At 46.5% G+C, this 19,639-nt stretch carries 16 protein-coding genes; 13 read left to right on the top strand and 3 right to left on the bottom strand.

Going from position 1 to position 19,639, the window contains the following annotated elements; all coding sequences use genetic code 11:
• The first annotated feature begins 3 nt into the window (after nt 1-3).
• The 12 genes from A8140_RS01375 to A8140_RS01320 all read left to right on the top strand — a co-directional run bounded on the left by A8140_RS01375 (nt 4) and on the right by A8140_RS01320 (nt 14,751).
• Entirely contained in the window at nt 4-1,365 is a 1,362-nt protein-coding gene (locus A8140_RS01375) for a MotA/TolQ/ExbB proton channel family protein (protein ID WP_005529135.1), read from the top strand.
• Between the two features lie 9 nt (nt 1,366-1,374).
• Complete coding sequence (locus tag A8140_RS01370; protein WP_005529134.1) at nt 1,375-1,902, top strand: MotA/TolQ/ExbB proton channel family protein; 528 nt, start codon at nt 1,375-1,377, stop codon at nt 1,900-1,902.
• Between the two features lie 25 nt (nt 1,903-1,927).
• Nucleotides 1,928-2,335 (top strand): ExbD/TolR family protein, encoded by a 408-nt coding sequence (locus A8140_RS01365; RefSeq protein WP_005430119.1) that lies wholly within the window; start codon nt 1,928-1,930, stop codon nt 2,333-2,335.
• Between the two features lie 4 nt (nt 2,336-2,339).
• A complete protein-coding gene (locus A8140_RS01360) occupies nt 2,340-2,972 on the top strand; it encodes an energy transducer TonB (RefSeq protein ID WP_005529132.1) in 633 nt (210 codons plus the stop codon).
• Between the two features lie 11 nt (nt 2,973-2,983).
• The gene (locus A8140_RS01355) at nt 2,984-4,198 is read left to right on the top strand and encodes a tetratricopeptide repeat protein (RefSeq protein WP_005529130.1); all 1,215 of its coding nucleotides are present in this window, start codon (nt 2,984-2,986) and stop codon (nt 4,196-4,198) included.
• Between the two features lie 364 nt (nt 4,199-4,562).
• Nucleotides 4,563-5,186, top strand: a complete 624-nt coding sequence (gene gmk, locus A8140_RS01350) for a guanylate kinase (protein WP_005529128.1) — start codon at nt 4,563-4,565, stop codon at nt 5,184-5,186.
• 163 nt (nt 5,187-5,349) lie between these two features.
• The gene (rpoZ, locus tag A8140_RS01345) at nt 5,350-5,622 is read left to right on the top strand and encodes a DNA-directed RNA polymerase subunit omega (RefSeq protein WP_005379346.1); all 273 of its coding nucleotides are present in this window, start codon (nt 5,350-5,352) and stop codon (nt 5,620-5,622) included.
• Between the two features lie 39 nt (nt 5,623-5,661).
• Entirely contained in the window at nt 5,662-7,782 is a 2,121-nt protein-coding gene (spoT, locus tag A8140_RS01340; protein ID WP_005434453.1) for a bifunctional GTP diphosphokinase/guanosine-3',5'-bis pyrophosphate 3'-pyrophosphohydrolase, read from the top strand.
• Between the two features lie 53 nt (nt 7,783-7,835).
• Nucleotides 7,836-8,519, top strand: a complete 684-nt coding sequence (gene trmH / locus A8140_RS01335) for a tRNA (guanosine(18)-2'-O)-methyltransferase TrmH (protein WP_005529125.1) — start codon at nt 7,836-7,838, stop codon at nt 8,517-8,519.
• 288 nt (nt 8,520-8,807) lie between these two features.
• The gene (recG, locus tag A8140_RS01330) at nt 8,808-10,889 is read left to right on the top strand and encodes an ATP-dependent DNA helicase RecG (protein ID WP_005529123.1); all 2,082 of its coding nucleotides are present in this window, start codon (nt 8,808-8,810) and stop codon (nt 10,887-10,889) included.
• A 232-nt stretch (nt 10,890-11,121) separates the two neighbouring features.
• A complete protein-coding gene (locus tag A8140_RS01325) occupies nt 11,122-13,107 on the top strand; it encodes a S9 family peptidase (protein ID WP_005529122.1) in 1,986 nt (661 codons plus the stop codon).
• Nucleotides 13,108-13,359: 252 nt separating this feature from the next.
• Complete coding sequence (locus tag A8140_RS01320) at nt 13,360-14,751, top strand: uracil-xanthine permease family protein (RefSeq protein ID WP_005529120.1); 1,392 nt, start codon at nt 13,360-13,362, stop codon at nt 14,749-14,751.
• A gap of 79 nt (nt 14,752-14,830) precedes the next feature.
• Here the strand turns inward: A8140_RS01320 and envZ are convergent, their stop codons facing one another.
• Together envZ and ompR are read right to left on the bottom strand one after the other, a co-directional pair.
• Nucleotides 14,831-16,123, bottom strand: coding sequence for a two-component system sensor histidine kinase EnvZ (gene envZ / locus A8140_RS01315; RefSeq protein ID WP_005529119.1), 1,293 nt, complete (start codon nt 16,121-16,123; stop codon nt 14,831-14,833).
• A 125-nt stretch (nt 16,124-16,248) separates the two neighbouring features.
• The gene (gene ompR / locus A8140_RS01310; RefSeq protein WP_005529117.1) at nt 16,249-16,968 is read right to left on the bottom strand and encodes an osmolarity response regulator transcription factor OmpR; all 720 of its coding nucleotides are present in this window, start codon (nt 16,966-16,968) and stop codon (nt 16,249-16,251) included.
• A 214-nt stretch (nt 16,969-17,182) separates the two neighbouring features.
• On the opposite strand from ompR, the gene greB reads away from it, so the two are divergent.
• Nucleotides 17,183-17,671 carry a transcription elongation factor GreB gene (gene greB, locus A8140_RS01305; RefSeq protein ID WP_005529114.1) on the top strand — a complete coding sequence of 163 codons (489 nt, stop codon included), beginning with the start codon at nt 17,183-17,185 and terminating at the stop codon, nt 17,669-17,671.
• Between the two features lie 68 nt (nt 17,672-17,739).
• Here the strand turns inward: greB and A8140_RS01300 are convergent, their stop codons facing one another.
• Nucleotides 17,740-19,623, bottom strand: a complete 1,884-nt coding sequence (locus A8140_RS01300) for a putative ATP-dependent zinc protease (RefSeq protein WP_086015916.1) — start codon at nt 19,621-19,623, stop codon at nt 17,740-17,742.
• Nucleotides 19,624-19,639: the final 16 nt, after the last annotated feature.

Here is a 19,639-nt window from a genome sequence, read left to right as displayed (position 1 = left end):
GAAATGAAAGGATTCAAAACTCTAGCCGCTGGTTTGCTAGCGAGCTTATTCATGATTTCTGGTGCTCAAGCTGAAGCACCGCAGAACCTATCTGAGCTACTAAAAAACGTAAAATCAGAAAGTATTGTTGAATCAAAAGAGAACAAAGCTCGTGAAGCTGAGTTCAAAAACAACCGTGACCAACAAGCTGCACTTCTTGAAAAAGCTCGTGCAGAACTTGCAGCGCAACAAGCACTTGGTGATGAGCTAAAAGCCACGTTTGATGAAAACGACAAGCAGCTAACTGAACTGACTGAAACACTGCGCGTTCGTTCAGGTACTTTAGGTGAGATGTTTGGTGTGGTTCGCCAGTATGCTGGTGAGTTTAAAGGTCTATTCGCCGCTTCGCAAAACGCCGTTCTTTTCCCTGAGCGTGATGCTCTGCTGTCTAAGCTAGCAGAAAGTAAAGAACTGCCATCAACGCAAGAACTTGAAGCGTTTTGGCACACTATTTTACAACAGGTAGTTGCATCAGGTGATACAACGACAGCTGAAGCAACCGTTGTATATGGTGAAGGTAAAGAAGCGGTACGTGATGTAACCCTAGTGGGTGAGTTTAACGCAATCGCAGATGGCAAATACGTAACTTACGTACCTCAAACTGGTAAGTTCGAAGAGCTATCACGCCAACCAAGCAAAAACATCACTCTTCTAGTTGGCGGTTTTGAAGCAGCAGACGGCACATACGAACCACTGTTTATCGACCCATCTCGTGGTGTGATTCTGTCTCTACTTGTGCAAAGCCCTACCGTTCAGGAACGTATTGACCAAGGTGGTATCGTTGGCTACGTAATCCTAGCTATGGGTGCAGTTGGTGCACTGATCGCACTCGCTTGTTACCTACGCCTATTGGTTATCGGTGGCAAGATGCGTAAGCAAGCGAAATCCGACACTGTTATTCCTGGCAACCCTCTAGGTGAAGTTATCCAAGCTTACCAAGAACACAAAGGTGACAACCTTGAAGATCTTGAAGCGAAGCTGGACGAGATCATCCTACGTAACGCACCGAGCATTGAACGCTTTATCAGCTCAATCAAACTGTTCGCTTCTGTAGCACCGCTTCTAGGTCTATTAGGTACGGTTATGGGTATGATCGGTACGTTCCAAGCAATCACACTATTTGGTACAGGTGATCCGAAGCTAATGGCTGGCGGTATCTCAGAAGCACTTGTTACTACGATGCTTGGTCTGGTTGTCGCAATTCCTCTGCTGTTCCTGTACACCATCGTACACAGTAAAGGTCGTCGTTTGGTTCAAACTCTTGAAGAACAGAGTGCAGGCTTCATCGCTCGCTATCAGGAAAAACTGCATAAAGCCGAAAGCTAAGGAGGCGTTATGTGGTGGTTAGTTGGAGAACTTGAATCAATTAGGCGCTTCTTGGGAATGGGTGGCGACGTGCTTGTCGTCATCTTTATCCTCAGCTTCATGTTGTGGGCAGTATTGCTAGAACGTTGGTTTTACTTCGCTGCCGTCGCTCCAAAAGCAATGAAAAAAGCCGTTAGCTTTTGGGAAGAGCGCTCAGAACATAAAAGCTGGAACGCTAAGATGATCCGACAAGAAATCGTTTCTTGTCAGGATATTGAGAATAAAAAGGGACTACCAATCGTTAAAGTATTGATTGCACTTTGTCCCTTACTTGGTCTACTCGGCACCGTTGTCGGCATGATTCAAGTATTCGATATCTTAGCGGTTACAGGTACAGGAAGCCCTCGAGCAATGGCCTCGGGGATCTCAAAGGCAACAATCCCAACATTAGCGGGAATGGTGGCTTCTCTATCAGGACTGTTCTTTAGTACTCGTCTTGATCATTTAGCCAAAGTCACCACGCAGAAGCTTGAAGACAAGCTAAAGCATATTGCCTGAGTAAACGGAATTAGAGGTATAGGTCATGAAGAGACGCTATAGCAATGACAGCAGTGATGAAGCTGCTATCGATATGACACCGATGCTCGACATCGTCTTCATCATGTTGATCTTCTTTATCGTAACAACATCGTTCGTTAAAGAAGCCGGTCTAGAAGTAAATCGCCCTACGGCAAGCTCAGCGCAAACCGTGAAGAAAGGTAACATCATGGTTGCCATCGGCGCTGCGGGTGATGTTTGGGTTGATAAACGTCGCATCGAAGTAGATGCCGTACGTGCCAACATCGAACGTCTACGTGCAGAAAGCCCAGACGGTGCGGTTGTTATCCAAGCGGATACTGAAGCTAACGCTGGTGTAGTCGTGAAGGTTATGGACCAGATTAAGATGGCAGGTGTAGAAAGCATCTCCATCGCCGCAACCAATAAGGATTAAGCCTATGCGGTATCTGGCCTCAATTGCACTGGCGCTCATTGTCTCCCTCGGATTGTTCTGGGGGATGGACAAGCTAGTAAACAAAGAGCGCCACGAGCTAGTGTCGAATGATGATCTCCGTATGGTTGAATTCATTCGCATTAAACCGGACGAAAAAATACAGGAGAAAAAGCGCGAACTCCCGAAACCACCACCACCGAAACGCCCACCGCCACCACCTGAAATGAAGGTGACAGCGACGGTCAAGCCGGTGATGGATCAAATCCCGATGGACATGCCAAAACTTGACTTACCAGTCAATGTTACAGGTGGTTCCGTACTCGGTCACTACTCGCAAGGTGGTGGTGCTCAACTGGCTGGAAGCGGAGGCCCTGTTCCTCTTGCAACATTCCAACCTCAAATGCCACGTAAAGCGGCACGAGCAGGGATTGAGAAAGGTATCGTTTTAGTAGAGTTTACTGTTAACGAGCGTGGCAGTGTTCAAGATGTCAAAGTCTTAAAAGAAACTCCACGTAAGTTAGGCTTGGGTAAAGCAGCAAGAAAAACCGTATCAAAGTGGACCTTTAAACCAAAAATGGTTGATGGAAAGCCGGTTACTTCACGCTTATCGCAAGAAATTGAGTTCTCTACAAACTAAGGAGTTGCAACATGAAAACATATACAAAATTGTTAGCTTCTCTATTGGTTATTGCAGGTGCGTACAGCGCACCTGCCCTAGCAAAAACACCAGAGTTGTCTGACAGAACGTTTCGAACGGTAAATAAAGTTCAAGAACTTATCGCCGAAGAAAATTACTCTAAAGCGATTTCAAAGATTAACTCAGCGCTGGAAAGCTCTGGCAAGAGGCAATATGACAAAGCCGTTTTGCTACAACAAATGGGGTTCCTATATTCATTAAAGGACGACTACCCTAAGGCCGCGAAGTACTTTGCTCAAGCTTTGAGTTTAGACGCTCTACCGGTACCAGTAGCACAACAAGTACGTTATAGCTTAGCTCAGCTTTATCTAGCAGAAGGCCAGTTTAAAAAGTCTGTCGTTACGATGAAGGAATGGTTCAAGATTGCTGAAACGACGGAAGAAAAGCCACAAGCACACGCATACATAACATTAGCGAGTGCTTATGTTCAGTTGTCTGATTACAAAAATGCGATTCCACCGACCAAAAAAGCAATCGCAATGAGTAAGAACCCAAGTGAGTCTTGGTATCAATTGCTGATGTCCGCGCACTATGAACTTAAGCAATTCAAAAGTGTTGCTGGCGTACTGAAAATTTTAACCACCAAGTATCCAAAAAATAAGCGCTACTGGACTCAATTGTCTGGTATTTATATGGAGTTAAATCAAGAACGAAATGCACTTTCTACTTTGGAGATGGCTCATAAATTAGGCCTTCTAGAGGAAGAAAAAGAGTACTTACGTTTAGTGAACTTCCAAGCTTATCAAGGTGTACCTTTCCGTGCAGCCAAGACAATGCAAGTGTCGATGGATGAAGGTAAGATCACGCGTAATGCTAAAAACTTGGAGAAGCTGGCTTCTTTCTGGCAGCAAGCGCAGGAGCTCGATAAGTCGATTGAAACCTATGTTGCGGCTTATAAGTTAGCGCCAAAAGCAAAAACGCAGATCAAGATTGCTCGTTTGATGATCTTAGATAAGCAGTACTCTGCAGCAACCAAGTTTGCCAAGAATGCTGCGCCAGACGCCAAGCGTGATGATAAAGGTGAACTGAACTACATTCGAGGTATGGCGTACTTCGAATTAAATCAGCCAAGTAATGCACTAAAAGCAATGAAGAGTGCAGCGCAATCGCCTGACATGAAGCCTGTCGCGAGCCCTTGGATCAACTTCCTAGAGTCCCAAGGCTAACAGGAAACCAACATCTGCAAAGTAGTAACCAAAGTGGTTGTGGTTGCTCCGAAAATTAAGTGTGAGTCAGTCGCACGCCTGGGGAAGTGAAAGCTTCCCCTTTTTTCGTTTCTGTATAAAGAAGGCGAATTCATACCACACCTCAAAGATCCAAAAGATCGGCTAGCAACCTCAGGGAGATCATGATACTCTTCGCCTCCATTTTTCTGGCGGGTTTATCACCAATCTCAAGCAGTTTGATGAGGAAATCATCAACGCCAGTGCTATCGTTATACCAATCTCGTGAATAAACGTCATTGGCATGACAACAAGGTCGAGACTTCTTTCGGCATTCACTCAATCCAACCAAAAGTGGAACAGTACAATGGGCAAAGGTACTCTCTATATCGTATCTGCACCTAGCGGCGCAGGTAAATCTAGCTTGATCTCAGCAATGTTGGAACGTAACCCAACATACGCAATGAAAGTGTCTGTGTCTCATACTACTCGTGGCATGCGCCCTGGCGAAGAAAACGGTATCCACTACCATTTCGTTGCAAAAGAAGAGTTCGAAGCTCTGATTGCACAAGGCGACTTCCTAGAATACGCAGAAGTGTTTGGTAACTACTACGGCACATCACGCGTATGGATTGAAGAAACGCTAAACAAAGGCATCGACGTTTTCCTAGACATCGACTGGCAAGGCGCACGTCAAATCCGTAAGCAAATGTCAGAAGCGAAAAGCATCTTTATCCTACCACCATCAAATGGTGAGCTAGAACGCCGTCTAAACACTCGTGGTCAAGACAGCGAAGAAGTGATCGCAAAACGCATGGCAGAAGCAAAATCTGAAATCTCACACTACAACGAGTACGATTACGTAATCGTAAACGACGATTTCGATACTGCATTAATGGACTTTAAAGCCATTCTACGTGCGGAAAGATTGAAGGAAGAAAAGCAAGCTGCTAAATATAAAGGTATGCTTGACGCGCTTCTAGCAGAGTAATTCTGCACTGAAACACAAATTTTCGCTTCTTTATTACGGTAAGGAAGCTTATATTGCTTATATAGAAAGTCATTGTTGTTGCACGTCTTATCGCTAGTAAATATTACGCTGAGACTGTATACTTTCTCGTCATTCAAAATTTAGTTAACTATTTGGAGTCCTCATGGCACGCGTAACTGTTCAAGACGCTGTTGAAAAAGTTGGCAACCGTTTCGACCTAGTACTGATTGCGGCTCGCCGCGCTCGTCAAATGCAAACTGGCGGTAAAGATGCACTAGTGCCAGAAGAGAACGATAAGCCAACGGTTATCGCTCTACGCGAAATCGAAGAAGGTTTAATTACTAAAGAAGTTCTAGACGCTCGTGAACGTCAAGAACAGCAAGAGCAAGAAGCGGCAGAGCTAGCGGCAGTAAGCAGCATCGCTCACAACCGTTAATTCTGACTTTAGAATTCAACAACCTCCCGGGCCTATAATTTGTATCTATTCGATAGCCTCAAAGACGTTGCCCAAGAATACCTAACAGAGCCTCAAATTGAGGCTCTGCGTCAATCTTATGTGGTAGCAAGAGATGCCCATGAAGGGCAAACCCGCTCAAGCGGTGAACCATACATCATCCACCCAGTCGCTGTGGCTCGGATCTTGGCCGAAATGCGCCTCGATATCGAAACCCTCCAAGCTGCGTTGCTGCATGACGTCATCGAAGACTGTGACGTTACAAAAGAAGATCTCGAAGAGAAATTCGGCAATACCGTCGCTGAGCTGGTTGATGGTGTATCTAAACTGGACAAACTCAAATTCCGCGATAGGAAAGAGGCTCAAGCCGAGAACTTCCGTAAGATGGTTCTGGCGATGGTGCAAGACATCCGCGTTATCCTGATCAAACTGGCTGACCGTACGCATAACATGCGCACGTTAGGTGCCCTGCGCCCCGACAAAAAACGCCGTATTGCTCGCGAAACACTGGAAATCTACGCGCCACTGGCTCACCGTCTTGGTATTCACAATATCAAAACGGAACTTGAGGAGCTTGGCTTCGAAGCGCTTTACCCGAACCGCTACCGCGTTCTAAAAGAAGTGGTAAGAGCGGCACGTGGTAATCGTAAAGAGATGATCCAACGTATTCACAGCGAAATTGAAGGTCGACTCGAAGATGTTGGCTTGAATGCGCGCGTGTTAGGTCGTGAAAAGAACCTGTTCTCCATCTATAACAAGATGAAAACCAAAGAACAGCGTTTCCACACCATCATGGATATCTACGCTTTCCGAGTGGTTGTTGATACTGCCGATACTTGTTATCGCGTTCTAGGCCAAGTACACAGCTTGTATAAGCCGCGTCCTGGTCGCATGAAAGATTACATTGCGGTACCAAAAGCGAACGGCTACCAATCGCTGCATACTTCTATGGTTGGCCCACATGGCGTGCCAGTTGAAGTTCAGATCCGTACCGAAGATATGGATCAAATGGCGGACAAAGGTGTCGCTGCGCACTGGTCATACAAAGACAAGGGCGACAAGTCTGGCACAACTGCGCAAGTGAAAGCTCAGCGTTGGATGCAAAGCCTGCTTGAGCTGCAACAAAGCGCTGGTAACTCATTCGAATTCATTGAAAACGTAAAATCGGATCTATTCCCAGATGAGATTTACGTCTTCACACCAAAAGGTCGTATCGTTGAATTGCCATTAGGCGCAACGGCTGTCGACTTTGCCTATGCCGTACATACTGATGTCGGTAACTCTTGTGTTGGTGCTCGTGTTGACCGTAACCCTTACCCACTGAGTAAGGCACTGAAGAACGGTCAGACAGTAGAAATCATCAGTGCACCAGGTGCGCGTCCAAACGCGGCTTGGTTAAACTATGTCGTGACTTCTCGCGCTCGCACTAAGATTCGTCAAGTGTTGAAGACCATGCGTCGTGAAGAGTCGATTACCTTGGGTCGTCGTCTACTGAATCACGCTTTAGGTCGTCATTCGATTGATTCAATCTACCCAGAAAACATCCAAGAAGTGCTGACTGATCTGCGCCTAGAAAGCGTCGATGATCTGCTAGCAGCCATTGGTTTGGGTGAATTGATGAGTATCGTCATCGCACGTCGCTTATTGGGCGACACTGATGAATTGACCACCACGAGCTCGATTCCAAACGAATCTAACAAGAAACTGCCAATCCGTGGAGCAGAAGGTCTACTACTGACTTTCGCAAATTGTTGTCACCCTATCCCGGATGACCACATCATTGCTCACGTATCACCAGGTCGTGGCCTTGTGGTTCACCGTGAAACATGTCCAAACGTTCGCGGATACCAGAAAGAACCAGACAAATACATGGCAGTCGCTTGGTCTGAAGAGTACGACAAAGAGTTCATCGCGGAACTGAAAGTCGATATGCTCAACAACCAAGGTGCGTTAGCGGAATTGACCAATGTGATTTCGAAAACCGGTTCGAACATTCACGGTCTTTCAACTGAAGAACGCGACGGTCGCTTGTATACCGTTACCGTTCTGCTAACCACCAAAGATCGTGTTCACCTTGCTGGCATCATGCGTAAGATTAAGACCATGCCACAGGCGACTCGAGTCAGACGAAGAAAGAACTAAACTCTATCGCCACCCACACTCTGGGTGGCGATTTTTTTATATCCCTATTTATTATGAATTTAGAACGTTACAACCGCATTCATCAGGTGCTAAAAGCACGCCAAACCGACCTCACTCTATGTCTTGAAGAAGTCCATAAGCCGAACAACGTTTCTGCCGTGATCCGCACAGCAGACGCAACAGGCTTACACAAAGTTCATGCGATTTGGCCCGACAAAATGCGCACACTGACTCACACCTCAGCAGGTGCTCGTAACTGGGTTGAAGTGGATACTCACGATTCGATTGAAACTGCGATTACCGAGCTCAAAGCGCAAGGCATGCAAGTTCTGGTCACCAACCTTTCGGACACCGCGGTCGACTTTCGAGAAATAGACTACACCAAGCCAACGGCGATCATTCTTGGTAGCGAAAAAATTGGTGCTTCAGAGCAAGCGAAGAAACTCGCGGACCAAGACATCATTATCCCAATGATCGGTATGGTGCAGTCTTTGAATGTCTCAGTCGCCAGTGCTGTGATTCTTTATGAAGCGCAGCGTCAGCGTGAAGCCGCTGGGATGTACGAACGTGAAGAAAGCGCTCTGCCAAAAGAGACCATCAACCGCATTCTGTTTGAACGAGGACACCCGGTCTTAGCAAAGGTAGCGAAACGCAAAGGGCTAGAATATCCACAACTTGATGAAGAAGGCCAAATTGTGGCTGACGAATCATGGTGGAAAGAGATGCAGAAGAAATAAATTCGGGATTCGGGATTCGGGATTCGGGATTCGGGATTCGGGATTCGGGATTCGGGATTCGGGATTCGACTCTATTTTGCCTTTCTGGGGACAAGTTCTGTCAACTATTTCTATACTTAAGCTTCTTTCAGTCAATACCCCAGTGCACACATCCCGATTCCCAAAGCGAAGCATTCTCGAATCTCGGAGCGTAAGCGTTCCCATATCCCTTTCTCTAACTTAATCCTGTACAAAAACACAGCTTAGTGGTTAACATACTGCTATGTTAACTATTTTCTTGAGCCCACTATGTCTGCCCAAATGTTATCTGCTGTTCCTTTAACCTCTCTGTCTGGAGTTGGCGCTAAAGTCGCAGAAAAACTCGCCAAAGTTGGCTTGCATAGCGTTCAAGATCTACTGTTTCATCTTCCTCTTCGTTACGAAGATCGCACTCGCATTTACCCAATCGCCAAACTGCATGCCGGGCTCTGGGCGGCGGTACAAGGCAAAGTCATGGCTGTCGATACTACTTTCGGCAAACGCAAAATGCTGACGGTAAAAATCAGTGACGGCAATGGCACCATTACTCTACGCTTTTTTAACTTTACTGCCGCGATGAAGAACAATTTCTCGAATGGTAAGTTAGTACACGCTTACGGTGAAATTAAGCGTGGCGGTATGGGCTTAGAAATTGTTCACCCTGACTACAAGTTTTATGTAAGTGAGCAAAAGCCGGATGTGGAACAGAGCTTAACCCCCGTTTATCCAACCACCGATGGGTTACGCCAAATCACTTTGCGTAACCTGACGGAGCAAGCCTTATCACTCCTCGATAAAGCCGCAGTACAAGAGTTGCTGCCTTCCGGTTTGTACAATCACCAGATCACCATGTCGCAAGCGCTGCATACGATTCATCGACCGCCTCCAACCATTAATTTGGATGAGTTTGATGAAGGTAAACATCCAGCTCAAATTCGGTTGATCATAGAAGAGTTACTGGCACAGAACCTCTCTATGCTGGCAGTGCGCAGCAAAGGACAACAGGACGTTGCATTACCTTTGGCGTTGTGTAACTCGCTGAAAAAGCAACTACTAGCTCAATTGCCTTTCTCACCGACCAATGCCCAAGCACGAGTCGTCAAAGAAATTGAAGCTGACTTAGAAAAAACGCACCCAATGATGCGCCTTGTTCAAGGTGACGTAGGCTCGGGGAAAACTTTAGTTGCCGCACTCGCAGCAGTCAGAGCCATTGAACACGGCTATCAAGTCGCTTTAATGGCACCGACCGAGCTACTCGCCGAACAGCACGCGATTAACTTCGCTAATTGGTTCGAGAGAATGGGCATTCAGGTCGGTTGGCTGGCGGGCAAATTGAAAGGTAAAGCCAAAGAAGCCGAACTAGCCCGAATTGCCAGTGGTGAAGCACAAATGGTAGTGGGCACTCACGCCCTTTTCCAAGAGCATGTTGAGTTTCATCATCTTGCTTTGGTCATTATTGATGAACAGCACCGCTTTGGTGTCCACCAGCGCTTAGAGCTACGCGAGAAAGGCGCGAAACAAGGCGCTTATCCACATCAGCTCATCATGACAGCAACACCGATTCCGCGAACGTTAGCCATGACAGCTTATGCTGATTTAGAAACGTCGGTGATTGATGAGTTACCACCGGGTCGAACACCAATCCAGACGGTCGCGATTCCAGACACCAAACGCGATGATATCGTCGAACGAGTGCGCAATGCTTGCTTAAACGAAGGCAAGCAAGCGTATTGGGTATGTACCTTGATTGATGAGTCCGAAGTCTTGGAGGCTCAAGCTGCTGCTGACACTGCAGAAGAGCTGCAACGTAAACTGCCTGACGTAAAAATTGGTCTAGTGCACGGACGAATGAAGCCCGCAGAAAAACAAGCGGTGATGCAGGATTTCAAAGACAACAAGCTGCATTTGCTGGTCGCAACGACGGTGATTGAAGTGGGCGTGGACGTGCCCAATTCCAGTTTGATGATCATCGAGAACCCAGAGCGCTTAGGTTTAGCTCAGTTGCACCAGTTGAGAGGTCGTGTTGGTCGAGGTTCAGTGGCGAGCCATTGTGTGTTGTTGTATCACTCACCACTATCAAAAACCGCCCAAAAACGTTTAGGCGTATTACGTGAAAGCAACGACGGCTTCGTGATTGCACAGAAAGACTTAGAGATTCGTGGACCGGGTGAGCTTCTTGGTACCAAACAAACTGGCTTGGCAGATTTTAAAATTGCCGACTTAGTGCGAGATCAGCGCTTGATTCCGGAAGTTCAACGCATCGCGCGTTACATTCATGACAACTACCCAACGAATGCGACAGCAATTATTGACCGTTGGTTAGGTGAGCGTGACATTTACTCTAAGGCGTAAACGCTTCTTTTCTCACCGACCCTCACTCCATTAACAAACCTCCTTACAGACACTGTTCTGTAAGGTTGGCTTCGCATACATTCATTGTACCAATGAATATCTCATTTAATAAAAGCCAACTCGACTTTATTCAATAATTACGACAAGTTAGAGCAAGTAAACTCTACATAAAGTTAATACTCCAAGCGGATATAAAAGTTCATAAATACACAATGTCATCAAGGATAGATGCATGAAAAAAGGTACCTTGCTTGCGGTCACAGCAGCATTAGCTAGCTCTGTACACTCCGCCCCCATAGCAGCGCAAGATAAACAGAGCGCGATTCTTCAGTCGGCTGAGTTTTTTGCCAAAAGTTCGGCTTACTTTAATCCAAAAATATCACCTGACGGCAAGCACTTAGCCTTTGAATCCAGTATCGATGGTAAAGATGCTTTGGTTATACTCGACAGTAAAACCATGCAGCCGAGCAGTGTGCTGCGCTTCTCAGGTAACGAGCAAGTGGGTGATTATTACTGGGTCAATAATGAACGAGTTGTCGCATCCAAAGAATATTTAAAGAGTTGGTCTACCGCTCCTCGCTACTATGGCGAACTCGTCTCGGCCAATGTGGATGGAAACAAATACGCTTATATATTTGGTTATAACCCTCCTCAAACTAGCCGCCTAGTGCGAGCATCCTCTATCGTAAGAGCTTATGGTGATGTCTTAGATATTCTGCCTGAGGACGACCGCCATATCTTAGTTTCAGCTCTTCCTTTCGGTGAATTCAGTTTCAACTTGGAAGCACCAAGAGAGGTGTACCGCGTCAACGTATACACCGGTAGACGCTCGAAGATAACGACAGCACCCATCCCGTTTAGTCGGTTTCTCACCGACCATGATGGTGAAGTTCGCTTTGTTTCAGGTTTGAATAGCAATAACAAAGTCGAGCTTTATTATCGCGTCAACGATCAATGGAAAAGCTCCGATAAATTGGCGGCTTTAAAAAATTTCAAAGAGTTCTATCCTATCTCCTTTGCAGAGAATCAAGATTCCGTTTATGCCGCGATTAGTCAGTCAGGTGAGCCAAGAGCAATCCATCACCTCAACTTAAAAACCGGTAAAAGTACAAAAGTTGCCTCGGATGATACCGTCGATCCGAAGGAATATTGGTTAGATCCAGACTCAAAGCAACTTTACGCCGTCGAGTTTGAAAGTGATTACCCTACTTATGCCTTTGTTGATCCAAAAAACAAACGCAGCGAGTACCTAAAGCAGATCCTAACTTCTCTACCTGGTCATCAAGTTCGCCTAGTCAGTGAAACAGAAGCTGGTGATGCTTACGTCATTATGGCCTTTAACGATAGAAACCCTGGGGATTACTACTTATTTACAACCGAGCCAAAAGAAATTCGTTATCTGTTCTCGGCACGAGAGTGGTTAGACCCAGAGAAAATGGCCGAAGTGAAGCCTTTTGAGTTCACCAGTCGCGACGGGAAAACCATCTCTGGTTATCTGACGTTGCCACCAAATACTGAAGCAAAAAATCTCCCTCTTATCGTCAATCCGCATGGCGGTCCTCATGGTCCACGAGATTGGTGGCGTTTTACCGAGGAGAATCAATTTCTTGCTAACAATGGCTATGCTGTGATGCAAGTAAATTTCCGTGGCAGTGGTGGTTTCGGTAAGCAGTTTGAAGAGGCTGGCTATCGTAAATGGGGAACGAACATTCAATATGACATCATCGACGCCACCAAACACATTGTCGCAGAAGGCATCGCAGATAAAGAACGCATCTGTATTTCTGGCGGAAGCTTTGGCGGATACAGTGCATTGCAATCAGCCACCCTTGCACCTGAGTTGTTTCAGTGCGCCGTGGGCAGTGCCGGTGTTTATGATCTTGAGTTGATGTTCACCGAAGGTGATGTGCCCGATAGCCGCATGGGATTAAGCTTTTTGAAAGAAGTACTGGGAACCGACCCTAAAGTCTGGAAAGCCATGTCTCCAACTCATAATGCAGAAAAGTTGAAAGCTTCTATCCTTCTCGTGCATGGGGGAAAAGATCAACGTGCGCCTATTGAACATTATGAGGCAATGGCTAAAGCACTCGACAAGCTCAACTACCCATACGAATCTTTTGTACTAGACGATGAAGGACATGGCTTTTACAAAGATGAACACCGAGCTAAATATTACGCTCATGTGTTGGGCTTCTTCGATAAACACTTAAAAAACTAAACTCCCAAAGTAAAACCTTAAAGGCGATAACCATTCCGTTATCGCCTTTTCTTTTTAGCTCAAAGCAAACGTTTGCTTTTTGAATAAATCCCTCTATAATCGCGCTCAAAATTTATGGTGTGCGCCTTGTCACATCAAACCAACCTGAGTTGACACTGATTAACAGCAATCACAGGTCATAACGTCAACTCCACCCAGCACTCCCATTCAGCGAGCTCTGGGGCAAGAATTATTGCGACTAGCGAGACAAACATGACAACTTCAAACCGAACTTCGGAACTGGTCTATCAGTTAAACGATCGTCCACCACTACCTCAGACCATTTTTGCTGCACTTCAGCACTTATTGGCGATGTTCGTAGCCGTTATCACTCCTTCTCTGATCATTTGTCAGTCTTTGGGTGTGCCTGCTGACCAAACCAACACCATCATCAGCATGTCGTTGTTTGCATCTGGCGTGTCTTCTTTTATTCAAATTCGCACCTTTGGTCCTATCGGCTCTGGCTTGCTTTCAGTGCAAGGCACCAGCTTTAACTTCCTTGGTCCAATCATTGGGGCGGGTCTTTCTCTTAAGGCAGGCGGCGCTGATCTCAGCACCATGATGGCAGCGATTTTCGGTACTATCTTGGTCGCGTCTTTTGCTGAAATCCTGCTATCTCGCGTCCTAGAACACGCACGCCGCATCATCACGCCACTGGTATCAGGCATTGTCGTGACGCTTATCGGCCTGACGCTTATCCAAGTGGGTTTGGTATCAATGGGCGGTGGCTACGCAGCAATGGGCGATGGATCTTTTGGTAGCCTAGACAAGTTGGCTCTCGCTGGTACAGTACTTGGCTTGATCGTAATCCTTAACCGTTCAAAGAACCCATACCTACGTGTTGCATCAATTGTAATTGCAATGCTGGTTGGCTACGTCATGGCGTACTTCATGGGCATGGTCGACACCTCAACACTGGGCGAAACTGACCTCATCGCGCTGCCAATCCCAATGCAATACGGCTTAAGCTTCGACTGGTCGCTGTTTATTCCACTGGTTCTGATTTTCTTCATCACGGCACTAGAAGCAATAGGTGACATCACCGCAACGTCTGAAGTTTCCGGTGAGCCAGTGAAAGGTCCGGTTTACATGAAGCGCATCAAAGGCGGCGTATTAGCTGATGGTCTAAACTCAGCGATTGCTGCGGTATTCAACAGCTTCCCAAACTCTACCTTCAGCCAAAACAACGGCATCATCATGCTCACTGGCGTAGCAAGCCGTTACGTGGGTTACTTCATCTCAGGCATGTTGGTGATTCTGGGTCTGTTCCCAGGCGTGGCAAGCTTTGTTCAGCTGATTCCTGAGCCAGTACTGGGCGGCGCGACTATCGTGATGTTCGGTACCATTGCCGCAGCAGGCGTGCGCATCATCTCTCGTGTCGACCTCGATCGCCGCGCAATCCTAATTATGGCGTTGTCGTTCTCGATGGGTTTGGGCATTGCACAAAAACCAGAAATTCTGCAATTCATGCCTGAGTTTATTAAGAGCATTTTCTCCACGGGTGTGGCAGCAGGCGGCATCACCGCTATCGTATTGAACCTACTGCTTCCAGAGAAACTGGAAGAGGAAGACGAGCTGGTTGCTCAAGAGGTAAAAGAATCCTAACCTTGCACTAGGATGATCGGAAAGCCCAACCAGACTTTGGTTGGGCTTTTTTATTGGAATCGATTGAGCGAAGAACGCTTTATTTGGTTGGGAAACTGATTTGTGCGCTTAACCCGCCTTCACTGCGGTTACGCACCACAACCGAACCAGAATGTTGGCTAACGATACGCTTCACAATGGCTAAGCCCAATCCGGTCCCTTCACTGCCTCGCGCCGTGTCACCACGAGTAAAAGGTTCAAACAGCTTGGCGATTTGCGACTGCTCGATGCCCGGACCATTGTCTTCAACGCACATCCACACCAATTGTTTGTCGGCAGTGACGCCCGTACTGATTTTCACCCAGCCATTACCGTATCGTAGAGCGTTGACTACAAGGTTACTCACCGCGCGTTTAATTGCGATTGGGCTGCCTTTTGCGGTTAGCATCGTTGGGTTGAGGTCCGTTTCGATTTCGACTTCATAACCCCCTTCCGACGTTGCCACATCGCTGGTAATGGTATTGATGTCCACCTGCTCAAACGACTCTTTATTTACTGGTTTGAGGTAGTCCATAAACTGGCTAATGATCTCGTTGCACTCTTCGGTATCACTGATGATGCCTTCGGCTAGGTAACTGTCTTCAGGTGACATCATTTCTGTCGCAAGACGAATACGCGTCAGTGGCGTGCGTAAGTCGTGGCTGATGCCTGCCATCAATAGCGCACGATCTTCTTCCAGTTCTTGAATGCCTTTCGACATTTGGTTGAATGCTCGGGTTACTGAACGTATTTCAGAAGCACCTCTATGCGGTAGGGGCGGAGGGATCTCGCCTCGTCCTACTTCTTCTGCAGCCTTCTCTAACGCGATTAATGGACGGTTTTGCAAACGAATGAACAGCCAGCCACCAGCCACAATAACCAATGCCATAATCAAGTTGTGGCTAAATAAAGGGACGAAATCTTCTTTTTGTAATTCGGAGAGAGGAATTCGAATAATAGAATCTGGTAGCTGGTCGATATGCATCCACAGAATGTAACTTTCACTACCTAGCATCAAACGGACTTCTGTTGGGGAGTCAAGCTGCTGTGTCATTTCTTCCGACATTAAATCAATCGGCACAGCACTATCAAACTCTTTCATCATATCACTTTTAACGCTGTGTACTGTTACACCAAGGTTCTCGAGTAACTCATGGCGTAGTGGTGCATCCGATTTTGAGGCTTCGTTCTGATCTAGGACTAAATTCAATTCGTGAGCAAGAATTTTGTTGAACTGCTGCAAACTTGGCATCAACGCGTAGTTAAAAACGGCGTAGTATGAAAAGACTTGGCTCGCGAGAAGCAAAGAGATGAACAGCAGAATGGATTGTGTAAATGAACTTCGGATTCGCATGGAGAGTTCCTAACGGACTGTTCCTAGTAAACAACATTAATTGCGAGTTTCCAGCCCTCAAACAGAAAGGAACATTGAGGGTGGAATATGAGCAGCCGAGGATCATCGGCAGACCTTAAAGGTAATTACGCTAATTTGCCATCTGGAACGAACACATAACCTAAGCCCCATACCGTTTGGATGTAGCGTGGCTTGCTTGGGTCGTCTTCTAGCATGCGGCGTAGACGTGAGATTTGAACGTCGATAGAACGTTCCATCGCTGAGTATTCACGACCACGAGCCATGTTCATCAGTTTATCACGCGACATCGGCTCACGAGCGTTGGTCACAAGCGCTTTCAGCACCGCGAATTCACCCGAGGTCAGTGGCATCGCTTCATCACCACGGAACATCTCACGCGTACCCAGATTCAGACGAAAATCACCGAATTCAACGACTTTCTCTTCTGTGCTTGGTGCACCGGGCAGTTCAACTGTTTGGCGGCGAAGTACTGCTTTAATACGAGCCAGCAATTCACGCGGATTGAACGGCTTTGGTAAGTAATCGTCTGCACCCACCTCTAGACCAACAATACGATCGACTTCATCGCCTTTCGCCGTCAACATCAGAATAGGCAGCATGTTGTTCGCATGACGTAAACGACGGCAAATCGATAAGCCATCTTCGCCCGGCAACATTAAATCCAGCACCATAAGGTGGAAGTTTTCACGGGTCAGAAGGCGGTCCATCTGCTCGCCGTTAGCGACACTTCTCACTTGAAAACCTTGCTCAGAAAGGTAACGCTCCAACAGAGCACGCAAACGAGCATCGTCATCAACCACTAATATTTTATGATTTTCCTGCATTGAAACATCCTTTCAGAGACATCTATAGCCAAAAATGTATCACTGTTTTTTCAAACGTGCTTGTGCAAATTGTTACTCTTTTTATCTTAGCCACGGTTTTGATGAATTTTTTCGATGTTTCACGCCGTTTTTCTTCTCATCACAACAATTTACAGTCAGACAAAATCAAGGCTACTATGATCAACAGAATCCAATAAAGGCTGATTTACTTCTAATGAAAACCAATTTAATTACCCGTGAAGGCTACAATCGCCTAAAAACCGAACTCGACTTTTTATGGCGAGAAGAACGCCCAGAAGTCACCAAAAAAGTCACTTGGGCAGCAAGCTTGGGCGACCGAAGTGAAAACGCTGATTATCAATACAACAAAAAACGCCTGCGTGAAATTGACCGTCGTGTCAGATACTTACGTAAGCGCCTAGAGCAAGTCAAAGTGGTGGATTACTCACCTCAGCAAGAAGGCAAAGTGTTCTTTGGTGCTTGGGTGGAAATTGAGAATGAAACCGGCGATGTGAAGAATTTCCGCATCGTTGGTCCCGATGAAATCTATGGCGATGCAAAAGGCTATATCTCGATTGATTCCCCAATGGCTCGTGCGCTACTAAAAAAAGAAGTCGATGACGAATTCGCAGTAAGAACGCCGGAAGGCTACAAAGAATGGTTTATCAATAGTATTCGCTATCAAGCCGAAGAAACTGATTGAATGACCCGATACAAAGAAAGCCGCACTCTTTAGTGCGGCTTTTGCGTTTTAAATAGCAACCTTGAGGATTACTCCTCGTAGTCAGGCTTCTCGGTCACAATGTAGTTGGTATCGCTGGCAACGATCGCACCGTGCTTCAAGAAGTTCTTACCCAGAATCATGCTGTAATGGAAGCGGCTACGGTCTTGCAAGTTAACTCGAATCTTCTTCTCTAATTCGCCAAGCTTAACGTGCATTTCCACCACAGGGCGTACGTTGGCTTTCTCACCTTTCTTGGCTTTAATACGCATCACGTCGACAACAGGCTTGGTAAATTCTTTCTTCATACCGCTGTCGTTCTCGTAAGTGAAGCTCACCATGTCTTGGCCATCTTTCTTGAACTGTTTGATGTTCTTGGCATTAATCGAGCTCACATCCGCGCCCGTATCCAGCTTCACCGGGAAAGATATGCCTTCCACTTCTGCCACTTCAATATGACCGGCTTTAAACAGTGGACGCGCATCGAGTAAGTGGTCTGCACGTGTATTCAGCAGCACACCACCTTTCGCCATGTTGTGGCCGAAGATAAAGAACGGTTGCTCTTGGTCATCTTTCTCTAAAACATCAATGGCAAATTCGATGGTCTTCTCTTCATCACCAAACAGGAATTCCCCCTCAACAACTGGGCGAACCGAATCCCCTACTTTGAGCTTCTTCAGTACACGTTTGGTGATTTTCTCTTCCTTACCCTTCGAGCTTGGCAGGTAGAAGGTCACGACTTCTTTTTTGTCTTTCTCGGTCAGTTCAAAGCCATCCACACGCAACAGCGGTGTTCTCACCGCGAAAGTTGGATACGCTGGCAGTACGTGGCCATCAATGTTGACTGACTCTTCTGGCGAGATAACCAGAGGCTTAGATTTCAGCGCGCTCTTAAATGACTTTTCAACACCTCCAAGCAAGTTTTCTTTGTCGGTATCAATCACGAAGTGCTGACTCGCCACGTCTTTGCCCAAACGGATTTGCGAACTAAAACCGCTGCGATCACGCAGGTATACCAGCCATTGTTGCGTCTCGGTTTCGCTCACTTGCACCGGAAGGTAAACCAAAGGGCGCTCACTCTTGCTGGTTTTCAACATACGGACGAGTGGCAATGTCATTGGATGACGCTTACCGTTCTCGCCCTCTAAAGTGAAAGAAACTTGTTTTTTCTTCTTATCGACTTTGATGTTAAGCGCGTGCACGTTGGTGTAACGACTGGTGGTCGAAATGCTTACTTTGTATGGCACGCCTTCAACATTCACCGTTTCTTTTTTACCGATCATCTGCGCCTTTTGTTGCTCTTGCAGGTAATCGTAACCAGCAAACACCCACGCGTTGTTGTCGAGGTAAGTCTTACCAATCAAGATAGGTGCTGAGAATTGAGTGCGTTTGGTTAGGTTGACCACGGTATCCACAGTGTGCCCTGCAATGGTCATCGGCATTTTCACTGTCGGACGTAAAATTGGTTTTTCACTGGTACGACTGCGGATAGCACTGATGCGCTCAAGATCATCAGTGATCTTAATTTCTTTACCTGTGTAAGGATGATGAATGGTGAAGCTCACGGTCACTTGGTAAGGCTTAAAACTATCAGCATCCCATTTGGCTTTGGTGCCACCAAGATCATCAATAATGGCCCACATCAGCTTGTCATCTTTGAGGCTTTTGTATTCGGGATTACTGCTGCTAACGTGGATGTTTTCTGCGTGCATCGAGGTGGTATCTGCACCAGTATCAATCTTACCGATGAATGGAACATCACTTAGCTCAGGAATATCATTGTAGTAAACACTCTCTACTCGTCCCAATACGACTTTATCATCAAGTTGGTAAATCGGATCTTGAGTGGTCGCGGAAAGTGTTTGCGACCAAGCGAGCGGCGTCGCCAATAAGGCACCAGAGAGCGCCAGAGCCAAAGACAGTTTCTTCATCATTGTTTTCCGTATGAGC

It is taken from the genome of Vibrio campbellii CAIM 519 = NBRC 15631 = ATCC 25920 (assembly GCF_002163755.1).
Taxonomy (GTDB): Bacteria; Pseudomonadota; Gammaproteobacteria; order Enterobacterales; family Vibrionaceae; genus Vibrio; species Vibrio campbellii.
This window is presented reverse-complemented; position numbering and strand designations above follow the sequence as displayed.